This window comes from Frigoribacterium sp. AC394, from assembly GCF_979258095.1.
The window spans coordinates 322,200-340,021 of sequence record NZ_OZ409834.1; the positions used below are offsets into that span (position 1 = coordinate 322,200).

At 69.3% G+C, this 17,822-nt stretch carries 16 protein-coding genes and 1 tRNA gene; 3 read left to right on the top strand and 14 right to left on the bottom strand.

The features are described 5' to 3' along the window. Positions 1-22: 22 nt before the first annotated feature. The gene (locus tag ACZZY9_RS01425) at positions 23-511 is read left to right on the top strand and encodes a PaaI family thioesterase (RefSeq protein WP_463462708.1); all 489 of its coding nucleotides are present in this window, start codon (positions 23-25) and stop codon (positions 509-511) included. Positions 512-592: 81 nt separating this feature from the next. Here ACZZY9_RS01425 and ACZZY9_RS01430 read toward each other — a convergent pair whose 3' ends face one another. Next, positions 593-1,198: an ANTAR domain-containing response regulator gene (locus tag ACZZY9_RS01430; protein ID WP_463462709.1), complete on the bottom strand. Its 606-nt coding sequence runs from the start codon at positions 1,196-1,198 to the stop codon at positions 593-595. Between the two features lie 39 nt (positions 1,199-1,237). Between ACZZY9_RS01430 and ACZZY9_RS01435 the strand changes: the two genes are divergently transcribed. Both ACZZY9_RS01435 and ACZZY9_RS01440 read left to right on the top strand, forming a co-directional pair. After that, positions 1,238-1,320 (top strand) — tRNA-Leu (locus ACZZY9_RS01435). A 245-nt stretch (positions 1,321-1,565) separates the two neighbouring features. Beyond that, a complete protein-coding gene (locus tag ACZZY9_RS01440) occupies positions 1,566-1,769 on the top strand; it encodes a cold-shock protein (protein WP_055797427.1) in 204 nt (67 codons plus the stop codon). Between the two features lie 111 nt (positions 1,770-1,880). Here the strand turns inward: ACZZY9_RS01440 and ACZZY9_RS01445 are convergent, their stop codons facing one another. The 13 genes from ACZZY9_RS01445 to hisF all read right to left on the bottom strand — a co-directional run bounded on the left by ACZZY9_RS01445 (position 1,881) and on the right by hisF (position 17,821). Continuing rightward, positions 1,881-2,438: a hypothetical protein gene (locus ACZZY9_RS01445; protein WP_463462710.1), complete on the bottom strand. Its 558-nt coding sequence runs from the start codon at positions 2,436-2,438 to the stop codon at positions 1,881-1,883. A gap of 83 nt (positions 2,439-2,521) precedes the next feature. Further along, on the bottom strand, positions 2,522-3,970 hold the full coding sequence (gene pyk, locus ACZZY9_RS01450) for a pyruvate kinase (protein ID WP_192060334.1): 1,449 nt from the start codon (positions 3,968-3,970) through the stop codon (positions 2,522-2,524). 75 nt (positions 3,971-4,045) lie between these two features. After that, on the bottom strand, positions 4,046-5,503 hold the full coding sequence (locus ACZZY9_RS01455; RefSeq protein ID WP_463462711.1) for a glutamate synthase subunit beta: 1,458 nt from the start codon (positions 5,501-5,503) through the stop codon (positions 4,046-4,048). Beyond that, entirely contained in the window at positions 5,496-10,073 is a 4,578-nt protein-coding gene (gene gltB, locus ACZZY9_RS01460) for a glutamate synthase large subunit (RefSeq protein WP_463462712.1), read from the bottom strand. Before gltB ends, ACZZY9_RS01455 begins: the two co-directional genes overlap by 8 nt. A 272-nt stretch (positions 10,074-10,345) precedes the next feature. Then, positions 10,346-11,347, bottom strand: coding sequence for a prolipoprotein diacylglyceryl transferase (lgt, locus tag ACZZY9_RS01465; RefSeq protein WP_463462713.1), 1,002 nt, complete (start codon positions 11,345-11,347; stop codon positions 10,346-10,348). Positions 11,348-11,421: 74 nt separating this feature from the next. Further along, on the bottom strand, positions 11,422-12,234 hold the full coding sequence (gene trpA, locus ACZZY9_RS01470; RefSeq protein WP_463462714.1) for a tryptophan synthase subunit alpha: 813 nt from the start codon (positions 12,232-12,234) through the stop codon (positions 11,422-11,424). After that, a complete protein-coding gene (gene trpB, locus ACZZY9_RS01475; RefSeq protein WP_243213402.1) occupies positions 12,231-13,439 on the bottom strand; it encodes a tryptophan synthase subunit beta in 1,209 nt (402 codons plus the stop codon). Before trpB ends, trpA begins: the two co-directional genes overlap by 4 nt. Next, positions 13,439-14,212: an indole-3-glycerol phosphate synthase TrpC gene (gene trpC / locus ACZZY9_RS01480; protein ID WP_192060331.1), complete on the bottom strand. Its 774-nt coding sequence runs from the start codon at positions 14,210-14,212 to the stop codon at positions 13,439-13,441. Before trpC ends, trpB begins: the two co-directional genes overlap by 1 nt. Beyond that, entirely contained in the window at positions 14,213-14,467 is a 255-nt protein-coding gene (locus tag ACZZY9_RS01485) for a DUF6704 family protein (protein ID WP_192060587.1), read from the bottom strand. It lies immediately after the preceding gene. Positions 14,468-14,507: 40 nt separating this feature from the next. Continuing rightward, on the bottom strand, positions 14,508-15,122 hold the full coding sequence (locus ACZZY9_RS01490) for a Trp biosynthesis-associated membrane protein (protein ID WP_463462715.1): 615 nt from the start codon (positions 15,120-15,122) through the stop codon (positions 14,508-14,510). Then, positions 15,122-16,645 (bottom strand): anthranilate synthase component I, encoded by a 1,524-nt coding sequence (locus tag ACZZY9_RS01495; RefSeq protein WP_463462716.1) that lies wholly within the window; start codon positions 16,643-16,645, stop codon positions 15,122-15,124. The genes ACZZY9_RS01490 and ACZZY9_RS01495 overlap by 1 nt, the downstream gene beginning before the upstream one ends. Further along, on the bottom strand, positions 16,638-17,030 hold the full coding sequence (gene hisI, locus ACZZY9_RS01500) for a phosphoribosyl-AMP cyclohydrolase (RefSeq protein ID WP_463462717.1): 393 nt from the start codon (positions 17,028-17,030) through the stop codon (positions 16,638-16,640). Before hisI ends, ACZZY9_RS01495 begins: the two co-directional genes overlap by 8 nt. Beyond that, complete coding sequence (gene hisF, locus ACZZY9_RS01505; RefSeq protein WP_463462718.1) at positions 17,027-17,821, bottom strand: imidazole glycerol phosphate synthase subunit HisF; 795 nt, start codon at positions 17,819-17,821, stop codon at positions 17,027-17,029. Before hisF ends, hisI begins: the two co-directional genes overlap by 4 nt. Position 17,822: the final 1 nt, after the last annotated feature.

Consider the following 17,822-nt stretch of genomic DNA (forward strand, 5'->3'; position numbering starts at 1 on the left):
GACCACGGCCCCACGGAGCGCAATGACCTCCCACTCCCCTGCCGCCTCCTCCGAGGGCCCCGCCCAGCAGGTCGCCGGATCCCATGCCGCGCGCCCCGAGCTCAGTGACGCCGCGTCCGAGCTCTTCGGTCGTCGCGGAGTCGGCGACCTCGCCGAGAAGATGGGGATCGAGATCCTCGAGATGAGCGCTGAGCGCGCCGTGGCGCGGATGCCCGTCGCCGGCAACACCCAGCCGGTCGGCATCCTGCACGGCGGGGCGCACGTCGTCCTCGCGGAGACCCTCGGCTCCATCGCGTCGACGGTGCACGCCGGCCCGGGTCGACTGGCCATGGGGATCGAGCTGAACGCGAGTCACAGCGGCTCGATCTCGACCGGCTGGGTCATCGGCACCTGCACCGCGATCCACCTCGGCCGAACGCTGGCGACGCATCAGATCGTGATGACGGACGAGGCAGGCCGGCTCCTCTCCACCGTCCGCATCACGAACTTCCTCACGGACGCGCGCTCCTGATCACGAGCCTCAGACGGCGGTGCGATAGACGAGATGAGGCCGCCACCCCGAGGGGTGGCGGCCTCTTCTCGCGACTCGCGTCTACTTCTTGGCGCTGAGCTGCTCGATGATCGCCTGCGCGACGTCGTGCATCGTGAGTCGGCGATCCATCGACGCCTTCTGGATCCAGCGGAAGGCCTCGGGCTCGGTCAGCCCCATCTTCTCGTTGAGCAGGCCCTTGGCCCGGTCGACCAGCTTGCGGGTCTCGAAGCGCTCGACGAGGTCGGCGACCTCGGCCTCGAGCGTGATGATCTGCGTGTAACGCGACAAGGCGATCTCGATCGCCGGCAGGAGGTCGTTCGGCGTGAACGGCTTGACGACGTAGGCCAGGGCGCCGGCCTCGCTCGCCCGTTCGACGAGCTCCTTCTGACTGAAAGCCGTCAGGAGGACGACGGGCGCGATGTGGTTCTTGCTCAGCGTCTCGGCCGCGCTGATGCCGTCGAGCTTCGGCATCTTGACGTCCATGATGACGAGATCGGGCCGGAGCTCGGTGGCGAGGGCGACGGCGGTCTCGCCGTCTCCGGCCTCGCCGACGACCTCGAAGCCGTTGTCGCGGAGGATCTCGACGATGTCGAGCCGGATGAGGGACTCATCTTCGGCCACGACGACACGACGGGGTGCTGCTGGGGTTGCTTCCTGGTCACTCACGAAGCAGAGCCTACGGTATTCTTGCCTCGGTCGTCGTGAGCCGGATTGGCGGAATGGCAGACGCGGAGCACTCAAAATGCTCTGTCCGAGAGGGCGTGTGGGTTCGAGTCCCACATCCGGCACGAACGCGGCCAGCGACTTTTTCCGACATCTCCGTCGATGAAGTGGCGTGCGGGCCGGTCTTGTGCACTACAGTTGCATCACTGGTTGTTGTGTTACGCATTTGTATCTCGCGACGTTCCAGGTCGGATTCCTCCGGGGGTCGGGTCAGGTGGCGTCGTTCTCAGAGGGAGCGGACAAAAAGGCACCGCGACGAGCGTTCTCGAAATCGGGAATGACAACTCTGAAAATATAAGGAACAAGAAAAATGGCTACAGGTACCGTTAAGTGGTTCAACTCCGAAAAGGGCTTCGGCTTCATCACCCCCGACGACGGATCCACTGACGTCTTCGCGCACTTCTCCGCGATCGCCGGCGACGGCTACCGCAACCTGGAGGAGAACCAGAAGGTCGAATTCGACACCGCTCAGGGCAACAAGGGCCTCCAGGCCGAGAACATCCGCGTCATCTGACTCGGCGGCGTCCTCGAGGCGCCGGTGATCTCGGGTCCGCCCGATATCGACGAGAAAGCCCCGATCCACTCCGGTGGGTCGGGGCTTTCTCCGTCTCGTCGACGTCTCGGCTCATTCGCGGCCCGGTGGGAGACCGAGGAGGCGCGCGACCGTCTCGTAGTCCCGTGCCGCTTCGAGGTGCTCTGCTCCCGAGGCCGTCGCGTCCGCCCGCCGGTACCGCGTCACGAGCGTCGACCAGAGCACGAGCTCGTCGCCGGTCGAGTCGTCGGGAGCCGACGACGCGACGTCCTCCGGGACCTCGACCGCGTGTGAAGCTCCAGGACCCGCCTGCGCTTCGCCGGTCGACGCTAGGACGAGCGAATGCGTCCCCGCTGCGAGGAGGGCCCCGACGAGCGCGCCCACCGTGAAGCACAGCAGGAGCGAGAGCAGCGCGGTGATGTGCCAGCCGCCCGCGGCGGCGATCACGGCGAAGGCGACCCCGCCGCCGACGGCTCCCGTCACGACCCAGTGAGCCGCGCCTCCTGGGGGCGTCGGACCGGAGAGCTCGATGGCGGATCGGGAACGCAGGGCTCGCGCCGACTCGGACACGCTGATGCCGGATCCGCTCGGGACGACGTACAGGCGTCCGTCGAAGACGAAGCACGCTGGGTGAGACGGGCCGACCGACATGGCCACAGGATACGCCCCGACAACACGACGCCGCCGAGCCCGACGAGGACCCGGCGGCGCCGGTGCGGTGCTGGTGTGTCCGGCTAGGCGAGCTCGGCGTAAGCCGGAGCGGCCTCGCCGTGCGCGTCGCCGACCCGGTGCACACGCAGGTCGTTCGTCGACCCGGCGATTCCCGGAGGGGTGCCGGCGATGACGATCACCTTGTCGCCGACGTCGGCCAGCTTCTTGCCGAGCAGGATGTCGTCGACCTGCGCGAACATGGCGTCGGTGTGGGTGACGTTCTCGACGAGGTGCGACTGGACGCCCCAGCTGAGGGCCATGCGGCGTCGGGTCGCCTCGTTCGGGGTGAACGCGAGGATCGGGATGGAGTGGCGGAGACGCGACATCCGTCGGACGGAGTCACCGGACTCCGTGAACACGCAGAGGAACTTCGCCTGGACGAAGTCGGCGACGTCGGCGGCGGCGAGGGTGATCGCGCCACCCTGCGTGCGCGGCTTCGTGCCGAGGGGCGGGATGCGCTCGAGTCCGTGCTCTTCGGTGGACTGCACGATGCGGGCCATGGTCTGGACCGTGATGACGGGGTACTCCCCCACGCTGGTCTCGCCGCTCAGCATGACGGCGTCCGTGCCGTCGAGGACGGCGTTGGCGACGTCGGACGTCTCGGCTCGCGTGGGGATGGGGCTCGAGATCATCGACTCGAGCATCTGCGTGGCGACGATGACGGGCTTCGCCATGCGACGGGACAGCTCGACCGCGTGCTTCTGCACGATCGGCACGGCCTCGAGGGGCAGCTCGACCCCGAGGTCGCCGCGGGCGACCATGATGCCGTCGAACGCGTCGATGATGGCCTCGAGGTTGTCGACCGCCTGGGGCTTCTCGATCTTCGCGATGACGGGGACCTTCCGGCCCTCCTCCGCCATGATCTCGTGCACGCGGTCGACGTCGTCCGCATCGCGGACGAACGACAGGGCGATGAGGTCGGCGCCGAGGGTCAGCCCCCACCGCAGATCGGCTTCGTCCTTCTCGGACAGTGCGGGCACGTTGACCGCGACGCCGGGGAGGTTGATCCCCTTGTTGTTCGAGACGGTGCCGGCGACGACGACCTCGGTCGTGACGGTCGTGCCGTCGGACTCGAGCACGCGGAGCTTGACGCGACCGTCGTCGATGAGCAGAGGATCGCCTGCGCTGACGTCGGCGGGCAGCCCCTTGAAGGTCGTGCCGCAGATGTCTCTCGTGCCGAGGATGTCCTCGGTGGTGATCTTGAAGACGTCGCCCACGGCGAGATCGTGCGGGCCGTCGGAGAACTTGCCGAGCCGGATCTTCGGCCCCTGGAGATCGACGAGGACCGCGACGGGACGCCCGGCGTCGTCCGCCGCCTGACGGACGTTCTTGTACACGCTCTCGTGGACGTCGTAGCTGCCGTGGCTGAGGTTCATCCGGGCCACGTCGACACCCGCGTCGATGATCGCTCGGATGTCGTCGTAGCTCGATGTCGCCGGCCCGAGGGTGGCGACGATCTTTGCGCGTCTCATGTGTTCCTAACGTCTGGGGATGGTGTCGGACGACTCAGGCCCGCCGTCTTAGCTTATTCCCGCCCGGGCGGACGATCAGACCGAAATGGAGCGATCGGTGGGCGCGACCGGGAACGGCAGAGTGGTCTGACCCTCGAGATAGGCGTCCACCGACGATGCGGCCGCCCGCCCCTCGGCGATCGCCCACACGATCAGCGACTGACCACGACCGGCGTCGCCGGTGACGAACACGCCGGCCTCGCTCGTCTCGTAGGTCTTGTCGCGGACCAGCGCGCCGCGACCGTCGAAGGGCAGTCGCAGCTGCGCTTCGAGCTCGTCGCGCTCGGGGCCCGTGAAGCCGAGCGCCAGGAGGACGAGGTCGGCGGGGATCTCCCGCTCGGTGCCCGCCTTGGGCACCCGGCGGCCGTCGAGGTACTCGGTCTCCGCGACGCGGATCGCCCGCACCTCGCCGACGTCGTTGCGGAGGAACTCCACCGTCGACGCGAGGAACATCCGCTCGCCGCCCTCCTCGTGCGCGCTCGAGACCTCGAACACCGTCGGGAACATGGGCCACGGCTGGGTCTCGGGCCGCTCCTCCGGAGGCTGTTGACCGATGGCGAGGTTCGTGACCGACAGAGCGCCCTGACGGTGCGCCGTGCCGATGCAGTCCGCGCCGGTGTCGCCGCCGCCGAGGACCACGACGTGCTTGCCCTCTGCGGAGATCTGATCGACGACGGTGTCGCCCGCGCCGACCCGGTTCTGCTGGACGAGGTACTCCATCGCGAAGTGGATGCCCGACAGATCGCGGCCCGGGATCGGCAGATCACGGGGCACCGTGGCCCCGGTGGCCACCACGACGGCGTCGTACCGCGCGCGGAGGTCGTCCCAGGCGATGTCACGACCGATCTCGACACCCGCGCGGAAGCGGGTGCCCTCGGCCTGCATCTGCGCGAGACGGAGCTCGATCTGCTTCTTCTCCATCTTGAAGTCGGGGATGCCGTAGCGCAGCAGGCCGCCGATGCGGTCGTCGCGCTCGTAGACGGCGACGGTGTGGCCGGCGCGGGTCAGCTGCTGCGCGGCCGCGAGCCCGGCCGGGCCGGACCCCACGACGGCGACGGTCTTGCCGGTCAGACGCTCGGGCGGGTGGGGGGTGACCCAGCCGTTCTGGAACGCCTGGTCGATGATCGAGACCTCGACCTGCTTGATGGTCACGGGCGGCTGGTTGATGCCCAGCACGCACGACGATTCGCAGGGGGCGGGGCAGAGGCGACCGGTGAACTCGGGGAAGTTGTTGGTCGCGTGCAGGCGCTCGATGGCCTGTCGGCCCTCGCCGCGCCACATGAGGTCGTTCCACTCGGGGATCAGGTTGCCAAGCGGGCAGCCCTGATGGCAGAAGGGCACGCCGCAGTCCATGCAGCGGCCGGCCTGCCGGCGGAGCTCGCCCGACTCCTGCTGCTCGTAGACCTCTTTCCAGTCCATGAGCCGCACCGACACGGGACGCCGCTTCGGGAGCTCACGCTTCTGCGTCTTCAGGAATCCCTTGGGATCAGCCACCGGTCACCTCCAGGATTCGCTTCCAAGCTTCGTCGCCATCGGGGTCGAGACCCTCGTCGACGGCCGTCTGCCGGGTGGCGAGGACGGCGGCGTAGTCCCGCGGGAGGACCTTGACGAACTCCGAGACGGTCGTCTCGAGGTCGGCGAGGAGTCTCTCGGCCACGGGCGACCCGGTCTCGGCGAGGTGCCGGGAGAGCAGATCGGTCAGGATCTCGGCGTCGGCGCTGCCGAGCGGGTGGAGCTGCAGCTCGCCGGAGGCGAGCGCGTCGGAGTTGACCCGCTCCGTCCGCAGGCGGTGCACGTAGGCCGTGCCGCCCGACATGCCCGCACCGAGGTTCCGGCCGGTGTCGCCGAGGATGACCGCGAGACCACCCGTCATGTACTCGAGCGCGTGGTCGCCGACGCCCTCGACGACGGCGCTGGCACCCGAGTTGCGGACCAGGAAGCGCTCGCCCACGATGCCCCGGATGAACATGCTCCCCCGGGTCGCGCCGTAGCCGATGACGTTGCCCGCGATCACGTTGGCCTCGGCCGTGAACGTGCTCGAGCGGTCGGGACGGACGACGATGTCGCCGCCGGAGAGACCCTTCCCGACGTAGTCGTTGCTGTCGCCCTCGAGTCGGAGGGTGATGCCCGCGGGGAGGAACGCCCCCAGCGACTGACCCGCCGAGCCCGTGAGGGTGACGTCGATGCTGCCCTCGGGGAGTCCGTTCTCGCCGTACCGCACGGTGACCTCGTGACCGAGCATCGTGCCGACCGCGCGTTCGGTGTTGCGGATGGGGAGTCGGAGTTCGACCCGCCCGCCGTTCTCGAGCACGGACATGCTCTGCTCGATGAGTCCGACGTCGAAGTGCTTCTCGAGCTCGTGCTCCTGCGGGCGGTGGTTGCGTCGGGGTTCGTCGTCGGCGAACGCCGGGCCGACGAGCACCGGCGCGAGGTCGAGACCGGAGGCCTTCCAGTGGTCGATGGCCCGGTCGACGTCGAGCACGTCGGTGCGGCCGATCGCCTCGTCGAGGGAGCGGAATCCCAGCTCGGCCAGGTACTCGCGCACCTCCTGGGCCAGGAACTCGAAGAAATTGACGACGAACTCGGGCTTGCCCGAGAACCGGGCGCGGAGCTCGGGGTTCTGCGTCGCGACGCCCACCGGGCAGGTGTCGAGATGGCAGACGCGCATCATGATGCAGCCCTCGACGATCAGCGGGGCCGTCGCGAAGCCGAACTCCTCGCCACCGAGCAGCGCCGCGATCATCACGTCGCGACCCGTCTTCATCTGGCCGTCCACCTGGACGACGACGCGGTCGCGCATGCCGTTCAGCATGAGCGTCTGCTGCGTCTCGGCGAGGCCGATCTCCCAGGGGGTGCCGGCGTGCTTCAACGAGTTCAACGGGCTCGCACCCGTGCCGCCGTCGTGCCCCGAGACGAGGACGACGTCGGCGAGGGCCTTGGTGACCCCCGCGGCGACCGCGCCGATGCCCGACTGGCTGACGAGCTTGACGTGGACCCTCGCGGTCGGATTCGCCCGCTTGACGTCGAAGATCAACTGCTTCAGGTCTTCGATCGAGTAGATGTCGTGGTGCGGCGGCGGCGAGATGAGACCGACGCCTGGGGTCGCGTGACGAGTCCGGGCTACCCAGGGGTAGACCTTGGTCGGCGGCAGCTGGCCGCCCTCGCCGGGCTTGGCGCCCTGCGCCATCTTCAACTGGATGTCGGTCGCATGGGTCAGGTACATGCTCGTGACGCCGAAGCGTCCCGAGGCGACCTGCTTCACGGCGCTGCGGCGTTCGGGGTCGAGCAGACGCTCGACGTCTTCTCCGCCCTCGCCCGTGTTGGACTTGCCGCCCAGACGGTTCATGGCGATCGCGAGAGTCTCGTGCGCCTCCTTCGAGATCGACCCGTAGCTCATCGCACCCGTCGAGAAGCGCCTGACGATCGCCTCGATGGGCTCGACCTCGTCGAGCGGGATCGACGGACGCACGCCGTGCTTGAAGGCGAACATGCCGCGGAGGGTCATGAGGTCTTCGGCCTGGTCGTCGACGAGCTTCGTGTACTCGCGGAAGATGTCGTAGCGGCGGGTGCGCGTCGCATGCTGCAGACGGAAGACCGTGTCGGGGTTGAAGAGGTGCTTGGGCCCCTCGCGACGCCACTGGTACTCGCCGCCGGTCGCCAGACGCTCGTGGGCGACGACGGAGCCGTCGGCCGGGTAGGCGCTGAGGTGACGCTCCTTGTTCTCGGCGGCGATGACGTCGATGCCGATGCCGCCCAGCATCGTCGACGTGCCCGTGAAGTACGTGTCGACGAACTCGCGGCTGAGGCCGACCGCCTCGAAGGCCTGCGCGGCCGCGTAGCTCGAGACGGTGGAGATGCCCATCTTGGACATGATCTTCAGCACGCCCTTGCCGAGCGCCTTGATGAGGTTGTGCACGGCGTCTTCGGGCGACAGACCCGTGATCATGCCCGACCGGACGAGGTTCTCGCTGGTCTCCATCGCGAGGTACGGGTTGACCGCCGACGCGCCGTAGCCGATCAGGGTGGCCACGTGGTGGACCTCGCGCACGTCGCCGGCTTCGACGATCAGCCCGACCTTCATCCGGTTCTCGGTCCGGATCAGGTGATGGTGGACGGCGGCGATCATCAGAAGCGACGGCACAGGAGCGAAGTCCTGGTTCGAGTCGCGGTCGGAGAGGACGATGAAGCGCGCCCCGGCCTCGATCGCGTCGTCGACCTCGTTGCACATCGCCGCGATGCGCTTCTCGAGCGCACGAGGTCCCTTGTCGGAGCGGTAGAGACCCCGGATGGTCGACGTCGCCCGCGAGCCGGGGCTCGGGTCGATGTGCTGGATCTTCGCCAGCTCGTCGTTGTCGATGACCGGGAAGTCCAGGATGACCTGGCGCGCATGCTCTGGTGTGGCCGCGAGCAGATTGCGCTCGGGGCCGAGGCCGAGCTTCAGCGAGGTCACGACCTGCTCGCGGATCGAGTCGAGCGGCGGGTTCGTCACCTGGGCGAACTGCTGCGTGAAGTAGTCGAACAGGAGGCGCGGGCGCTCGGACAGGACGGCGATGGGCGTGTCGCTGCCCATGGCCCCGAGCGGCTCGGCTCCCGTCTTCGCCATCGGGGCGAGGAGGATCCGCACCTCCTCTTCGGTGTAGCCGAAGGTCCGCTGGCGCCGCGTCACCGACGCCGGCGTGTGGACGATGTGCTCACGGTCGGGGAGGTCGGACAGGTGGATGCGCCCCTCGGCCAGCCAGTCGCCGTACGGAGCCTCGGCAGCGAGATCGCGCTTGATCTCGTCGTCCTCGATGAGTCGCCCGGCCTCGGTGTCGACCAGGAACATCTTGCCGGGGCGCAGGCGTCCCTTGCGGACGATCTTGGCGGGGTCGATGTCGAGGACGCCGATCTCGCTCGCGAGCACGACGAGCCCGTCGTCGGTGACCAGGTAGCGGCCCGGACGGAGACCGTTGCGGTCGAGCGTCGCCCCGACGACGGAGCCGTCGGTGAAGGTGATGGCGGCGGGGCCGTCCCACGCCTCCATGAGCATCGAGTGGTACTCGTAGAAGTCGCGCAGCTCGGGGTCGATGTCGACCTGGTTCTCCCATGCCTCGGGGACCATCATCATGATCGCGTGAGGGAGCGACCGGCCGGTCAGGCTGAGCAGCTCGACCACCTCGTCGAAGGAGGCGGAGTCGCTGGCACCCGGGCTGACGATCGGCAGGAGCGGCTTGAGGTCGCCGATCAGCTCGGACTCGAGCTGCGACTGCCTCGCGCGCATCCAGTTGCGGTTGCCGCGCACCGTGTTGATCTCGCCGTTGTGCGCGATCATGCGGAACGGCTGGGCGAGAGGCCACGACGGGAACGTGTTCGTCGAGTACCGCGAGTGGACGATGGCCAGCTTCGAGGCGAAGCGCTCGTCGCTGAGGTCGGGGTAGAAGGGCTCCAGCTGGAGGGTCGTCACCATGCCCTTGTAGACCATGGTGCGACTGCCGAGGGACGTGAAGTAGGCGGAGAGCTTGCGCTCGGCGCGCTTCCGCAGACGGAAGGCGCGGCGGTCGAGCTCGACGCCCGACAGGCGCCGACCGTCGGCTCCTCTCTGACGGCTCGCCAGGAAGAGCTGCTCGAAGGCGGGCATGGCGTTGCGCGCCAAGGTCCCGAGTTCATCCGGGCGCACGGGCACGTCACGCCACCCGAGCACGTCGAGGTGCTCCAGATCGGCGATGCGCTCGATGCCGGTCTTCAGCTCGGCGCGCTCCTGCTCGTCGAGGGGCAGGTAGGCGATGCCGACCGCGTACTCCCCCGCCTCGGGCAGCTCGAAGTCGACCTCGTCGCGGAAGAACGCGTCGGGGATCTGGCAGAGGATGCCGGCTCCGTCGCCGGTGCCCGCGTCCGATCCGATGGCACCGCGGTGCTCGAGGTTGCGCAGGGCGCCGAGGGCCGCGTCGATGATGTCGTGCCCGGCGGTGCCCCGGAGGGTCGCGACCATGGCGAGACCGCAGGCGTCCTTCTCATTGCGGGGGTCGTAGAGACCGACCGCGGAGGGGACCGTGCTGAACTGCTGATGGGCTGGCGTGGGGGCCATGGAATCCGTCCTCACGAAGAGATCCTGTAGGAGTCGGGACGTCGTCGGCCCGTGTCACTGGACGTCGCCGCGGAGGTGCGGCTGACGTCGGTCGCCGACCGGACGGTGGATCGGTTGTCCGGTGGTGCTTCGGCTCAGCGGAGTTGCCCTGACAGCTTGTGGCGGTCGTGAGGTGGTTCTCGATGCGGGAGCGGCTCCGGCTGGAGGGAGGCCGTGACTCGGTCGAGTCGTGGGATCCCTGGCCTGGTGCGGTGGTACCGGGGCGGTGTGCCCTAGGACCGGCGTGTCGTATCGGCGGTGTCGTCCGATGCTCCGACGGCGACGAGTTCGGGTTCGTCGTCGTCCGCTTCCGTGCGTCGCGAGTCTAGCTCAGTGTCGCGATCGATCGGGGACCGCCCCGGGGCGTAGGCGCTGGGCACCCGACCGGGGTGCCGGCGCGTGGCGACGACGTAGATGACGATGCCCAGGAGGATGGCGGCGAAGCTCATCCAGACGTTGGTGCGGATGCCGAAGAAGAGCAGGCTGGGGTCGGTGCGGATCGACTCGAACCAGGCGCGGCCGATGCCGTACCAGACGAGGTAGAACGACAGCGCCTTGCCCCATTCGAGAGTGGTCTTGCGCTCGATCAGCAGCAGGATCGCGACACCCGCGAGCATCCACACGATCTCGTAGAGGAACGTCGGGTGGAACAGCGTGCCCTCGGGGAGCCCGGTGGGGTACGCGGGGTTGCTCGACGGGATCTCGAGACCCCAGGGCAGGTCGGTCGGCATACCGAAGAGCTCGTTGTTGAACCAGTTGCCCAGTCGACCGCAGGCCTGCGCCACGAGGAGCCCGGGGGCGAGGGCGTCGGCGAAGGTCCAGAAGCGGAGACCCGAGTACCGGCAGCCCAGCCACACGCCGAGGGCGCCGAACAGGAGGGCGCCGTAGATCGCGAGACCGCCCTCCCAGATGAAGAACACGTGGACGTACTGGTCGGGTGATGCGAAGTAGTCACCCGGGTGCGTGATGACGTGGAAGAAGCGACCGCCGATGATGCCGAGCGGAACCGCGAACAGCATGACGTCGATCACGACGCCGCTCTCGGCCCCGCGGCGCTTCAGCCGCTGGTTCGTGATGATGCCGGCGATGACGATGCCGGCCAGGATGCAGAGGGCGTAGGCGTGGATGCGCAGCGAACCCGGCACCGAGGCACCGAAGGTCTCGTTGATCCAGGCCGTCACGTCGAAGTACTGCCATTCGGCGGACGGACTCGGGATGCTCAGGGGAACGAACACGGGCGGAAACGCCTTTCACAGGGAAAACGGGGTGTCGGCGGGCCGACGCGGGAAGACTCTAGCGCGAGCGGGAGTCAGCGTGAGACGGTGGCGCCCGACGACAGATCGGCTGCGACCTCGGCCAGGGAGTCGAGACCGCCTTCGGCGAGGGCGCGCACGAAGGCCGAGCCGATGATCGCACCGTCGGCGTAGGCGAGGACCTCGCGCACCTGGGTGGCGGTCGAGATGCCCAGACCGACGCACGCGTACTCGACCCCGGCCTCACGTAGACGGTCGACGAGGGTGTGCGCCGCGGAGTCGACGTCGGTGCGGGTGCCGGTGATGCCCATCGTCGACACGGTGTAGACGAATCCGCGGCTGGCCTCCACCGACTGGCGGAGTCGAGCCTCGCTGGAGGACGGCGCGGCGAGGAAGACCCGATCGAGGTCGGCGGCCTCGGCGGCGGCGATCCACGCGGAGCCCTCGTCGGGGATGAGGTCGGGGGTGATGAGCCCGGCTCCGCCCGCGGCGGCGAGATCATCGGCGAAACGCTGGACGCCGTACTGCTCGACCGGGTTCCAGTACGTCATGACGACGACCGGGGTGTCGACACGCGAGGTGATCTCGCGGACGGCCGTGAAGACGTCGCGGACTCGGAAGCCCTCAGCGAGTGCCTTCTGCGTGGCGGCCTGGATGACCGGACCGTCCATGACGGGATCGGAGTATGGCATGCCCAGCTCGATGACGTCGATGCCGTTCTCGGCGAGCGTGACCGCTGCCTCGATGCTCGTCGCCAGATCGGGGAACCCCACGGGGAGGTAGCCGATCACGGCGCCGGAACCGGCTTCGCGGCGAGCCCGGATGGCCGCCGCCACCTTGCTGCCCGGGCGGGCTTCGGCGCCGTTCACAGCTGCTGCGCCTGCTCGTCGAGGACGCCGAAGTAGCGGCTGGCGGTCGCCACGTCTTTGTCACCACGGCCGCTCATCGAGACCAGGATCGTCCAGTCGGGGTGACGCTGACCGAGCTTGATCGTGCCCGCGAGGGCGTGCGCCGTCTCGATCGCGGGCAGGATGCCCTCGGTCTGAGTAAGGAGCTTGAACGCGGCCATCGCCTCGGCGTCGGTCACGGGCTCGTAGTGGGCCCGCCCGCTCTCGGCGAGCCAGGCGTGCTCGGGCCCGACGCTCGGGTAGTCGAGACCGGCCGAGATCGAGTGGCTCTCGAGCGTCTGCCCGTCTTCGTCTTGCATGAGGTACGACTTGGTGCCCTGCAGGTTGCCGATCCGACCCAGGGTGATCGACGCCGCGTGACGACCGGTCTCCACGCCGTCTCCCCCGGCCTCGTAGCCCCAGAGCTCGACCGAGGGGTCGTCGAGGAACGCGTGGAAGATGCCCATGGCGTTCGACCCGCCGCCGACGCACGCCGTGACGGCGTCGGGGAGCGACCCGGTGAGCGCCAGGACCTGCTCGCGGGCCTCTTCGCCGATGATCTTGTGGAAGTCGCGCACCATGGCCGGGAAGGGGTGCGGACCAGCGACCGTGCCGAGGACGTAGTGCGTGGTGTCGACGCTGGCGACCCAGTCGCGCATCGCGTCGTTGATGGCGTCTTTGAGCGTGCGCGACCCGGTCGTGACCGAGACGACCTCGGCCCCGAGGAGGCGCATGCGGGCCACGTTGAGGGCCTGACGCTCGGTGTCGACCTGGCCCATGTACACGACGCAGGACATGCCGAACAGGGCGGCCGCGGTGGCGGTCGCGACACCGTGCTGCCCGGCGCCCGTCTCGGCGATCAGCCGCGTCTTGCCCAGCTTGCGGGCGAGCAGCGCCTGTCCGAGCACGTTGTTGATCTTGTGCGAACCGGTGTGGTTCAGGTCTTCGCGCTTCAGGATGACGCGAGCCCCGCCGGCGTGCTCTGCGAAGCGCGGGACCTCGGTGATGATCGAGGGTCGACCCGTGTACGTCGCGTGCAGGGCACGGAGCTCGGCCTGGAACTCGGGATCGACCGCCGCGGCCTTGTAGGCCGAGTCGAGCTCGTCGAGTGCGGCCACCAGGGATTCGGGGACGAAGCGCCCCCCGAAGGAGCCGAAGTACGGCCCCGTCTCGTCGCGCAGTGCCATCAGACCTCCAGGAAGCGGGTGAGTGCGTCGACCGGGTCGCCGTGCGTGACGAGGGCTTCGCCCACGAGCACGACATCGGCGCCGGCGCGACGGTAGTGGGCGACGTCGTCGGGTGACGCGACGGCGGACTCGGCGACGCGGACGACACCGGACGGGATGCCGTCGGCGAGTCGACCGAAGAGATCGCGGTCGAGTTCGAACGTCGAGAGATCGCGGGCGTTCACGCCGAGCAGCTCGGCACCGGCGTCGAGACCGCGTCGGACCTCGTCGGCCGAGTGGGTCTCGATCAGTGCCGTCATGCCCAGCGACCGCACGAGCTCGTGCAGCTCGACGAGTCTGGGCTGCGAGAGGCCGGCGACGATGAGGAGGACCAGATCGGCGCCTGCGGCACGCGCCTCGAAGACCTGGTACGGGTCGGCGATGAAGTCCTTGCGGAGCACCGGGACGTCGACGACCTGCCGGACGGCCTCGAGATCGGCGAGGGTGCCCTTGAACCGGCGGCCCTCGGTGAGGACGCTGATCGCGCTGGCCCCACCCGTCGCGTACGAGACGGCGAGGGAGGCGGGATCGGCGATGTCGGACAGATCGCCGCGGGACGGGCTGGCCCGCTTCACCTCGGCGATGATCTTGACGCGCTCGTCGGGTCGGAGCGCGGCCAGGGCGTCGAGGGCAGCAGGACGTTCGAGGGCGGCCGCCTCGACCGACGCGAACGGCACCAGCTCACGCCGGGCCTCGGCATCGGCCAGAGAGCCGGCGTAGAGGTCTTCCAGCACTTAGTTGTGCGCCTTCGGGACATAGCGGTGACCGCCGACGCCGTACCCGACGCGCTTGAGCACGAGCCCGACGACGAGCCCGACGATCACGAGCCCGGCGGAGGCCCAGACGATCCACGGGATGGCGAGGAAGAAGGCGACGGTGCCGATGGAGAAAGCGACCAGCATGATGATCACGGCCGTCCACGCGGCGGGCGAGTTGCCGTGACCGAGGTCTTCGGCGGCCTCGTGGCGGTCGTCGGGCTTCGTCTGAATGCTCACGGTGCTCCTTGGATCAAAATGGGACGCGTCGAGTCTACCGGCTGCGGGCCGTCTCGTCGGGACTCTCGGTGGGGTCGTCCCCGCTCGAGAGGGTGTCCCAGGTGGCGGCCGGGTCGGTCGCGGGATCGGCGGCCACGAGCCGGGTCGCCGAGTACTTCCGGGTGGCCTGGGGCCACATCCCCGAGAGGACGACGACGGCGACGCCGAGCAGCGCCGAGACGATGCCGGTCACCAGCGCCACCCACGGCCAGGGCGTGGCCGAGACGGAGTCGACGAGCGACACGAGCGACTCGGCCCCCTCGACGCCGGTCGCCGTGGTGATGGGGGTTCCGGAGGCGCCGATCGGGTCGGCCAGGGATGTTCCGGCCCCGAGGGCGACGCAGACGCCGAGCAGGGTCTGCAGCACGCCGAGCACGATGCGGAAGACGCGACCGGCGATGGTCAGCGCGGCGAACAGGGCGAGGCTCGCGAGCGAGAGCGCCGACAGGGCGCCGCCGGCGACGTCTCCGCTGGCCGTCACGCGGTCGGAGCCGCCCTGGGGCAGGCTGATCACGAGCTCGAACCACGGCTGCGTCCAGGCGAGCAGCACCACGGCGGCCAGCAGGATCCCGAGCAGGATCGTCGTGAGCTTGATGCGGCGGGCGCTCATCAGACGAGCCTCGTCATGGCGTTGGCCACGGCCACGGCACGCAAGGGGGCTGCGGCCTTGTTGCGCGCCTCCTCGTTCTCCGCGACGGGATCACTGTCGGCGACGAGACCGGCGCCGGCCTGGACCCGCGCCGTGCCGCCTTGCAGGAGGACGGTGCGGATGGCGATCGCGACGTCGGCCGATCCGGCGAAGTCGAAGTAGCCCACGACGCCGCCGTAGACCCCCCGCTGCGCCGGTTCGAGCTCGTCGATGATCTCGAGGGCGCGGGGCTTGGGCGCGCCCGACAGGGTGCCTGCGGGGAACGTGGCCCGGAAGGCGTCGATGGCGTTGCGCCCCGGAGCGAGATCCCCCTCGACGCTCGACACGAGGTGCATGATGTGGCTGAAGCGCTCGACCTGCATGAACTCGGTCACCTCGACGGAACCCGGGGTGCAGACCTTGAGCAGGTCGTTGCGGGCGAGATCGACGAGCATCAGGTGCTCGGCTCGCTCCTTCTGGTCGGAGGCCAGCTGGTCGGCGAGCAGCTGATCCTCCTCGGGGTTGCCGCCACGCGGCTTCGAACCGGCGATGGGGTGCGTGTAGGCGCGCCGTCCGTCGACCTTGACCAGGGCCTCGGGCGACGATCCGACGATCGAGTAGGGCCGACCGTCGACGTCGTCGAGGCTCACGAGGTACATGTAAGGGCTCGGGTTGAGAGTGCGGAGGACGCGGTAGACGTCGAGCGGATCGGCCGTGAGCTCGTGGTCGAACCGCTGCGACACGACCACCTGGAAGACGTCGCCGTCGCGGATGTACTGCTTCGACCGCTCGATGGCCGCCCCGTACTCGGCGTCGCTCGTGCGTCGGACCGGGTCGGGGGCGACCGTGAGATCGACGTCGGAGAGGAACGCCTCGCTGGGCTCGGCCAGACGACTCTGCAGACCGTCCAGGCGCGACTGCGCGTCGGCCCACAGGGCGTCGGAGGTGTCGGTCTCGTCGTTCAGCACCGTGGCGATCAGCATGACCGCGCCGGTGCGGTGATCGAGCGCCACCAGCTCGCTCACGAAGCTGAGCGCCTGGGACGGGACCTCGAATTCGGCCGGCGGGGCGTCGGGCAGCGATTCGAGCTCGCGGACGGCCTCCCAGCCGATGAAGCCGACGAGCCCACCGGTCAGGGGCGGCAGCTCGCGGAGACGCGGCGTCTGCCAGCGTTCGAAGAGCGCGGAGAGCACCTCGAGGGGTCGCCCGGTCGCATCGCCCAGCGCACGCTCCCGGCTCATGCCGTAGTCGATCCACTCGACGTCGTCTCCGCGGGTGGTCAGCACGCCGAACGACGACACACCGACGAACGACCAGCGCGACCAGATGCCGCCCTGCTCGGCGGACTCCAGCAGGAACGTGCCGGGGCGCCCCGCCGCGAGCTTCCGGTAGACGCCCACCGGCGTCTCGCCGTCGCCGAAGAGGTCGCGGACGACCGGGACGACGCGGTGGCCGGACAGGGCCGCGTCGAACTCGGCCCGGGAGGTGGTGCCCCGGTCAGACACGAGGGTCTCCTTCGATCGAGGTGGCCGTGACCGGCGACAGCGGGCCGACCTCGAAGCAGGAGTGCGCGCCGGTGTGGCAGGCGGCCCCGATCTGCTCGACGGTGACGAGCAGGACGTCGTCGTCGCAGTCGAGCGCGGCCGAGCGGACGAACTGCGCGTGACCCGAGGTGTCGCCCTTCCGCCAGTACTCCTGTCGGGACCGCGACCAGAAGGTGACCCGGCCCTCGGTCAGCGTGCGGGTCAACGCCTCGGCGTCCATCCAGCCCATCATGAGGACGTCTCTCGAGGACTCCTCCTGGATGATGGCGGGCAGCAGCCCGGCGGAGTCGAAGCGCGCACGAGCGACGACGGGTGCGGCGGACTCGCGGGTCAGGGGGGCGGTCATAAGTGCTCCTGCGATCGACGGACCAGGATGCCGGACGCCGCCAGCTCGCGCTTGACGTCGTCGACGGTCAGCTGACCGGTGTGGAAGACGGAGGCGGCGAGCACCGCGTCGGCGCCCGCCTGGATTGCGGGGGCGAAGTGCTCGACCGCACCCGCGCCTCCTGAAGCGACGACGGGGACACGGCTGACGGCGCGCATCGACGCGACCAGCTCGAGGTCGAAGCCCTCACGGGTGCCGTCGGCGTCGATCGAGTTGACGAGGAGCTCGCCCGCACCGCGCTCGACCGCCTCGCGAGCCCAGACCAGAGCGTCGAGATCGGTCTCCGTGCGACCGCCGTGGGTCGTCACCACGAAACCGGACGGGGTTCGCGGGGAGCGCTTCACATCGAGCGAGAGCACCACGGCCTGGGCTCCGAACCGGTCGGCGATCTCGCCGATGAGGGCCGGTCGGGCGATCGCCGCGCTGTTGATGCCGATCTTGTCGGCACCCGCGGCCTGCAGGCGCGAGACGTCGTCGGTCGAGCGGACGCCGCCGCCCACCGTGAGCGGGATGAACACCTGCTCGGCCGTGGCGCGCACCACGTCGTACATGGTCGCGCGCTCGTCGACCGTCGCGGTGACGTCGAGGAAGGTGATCTCGTCGGCACCCTGCTCGTAGTAGGTGCGCGCGAGCTCGACGGGGTCGCCCGCGTCTCGGAGATCGAGGAAGTTGACGCCCTTGACGACGCGACCGGCCGCCACGTCGAGGCACGGGATGACCCGGACGGCCAGCGTCGGGTCGGCGGCGGTCATC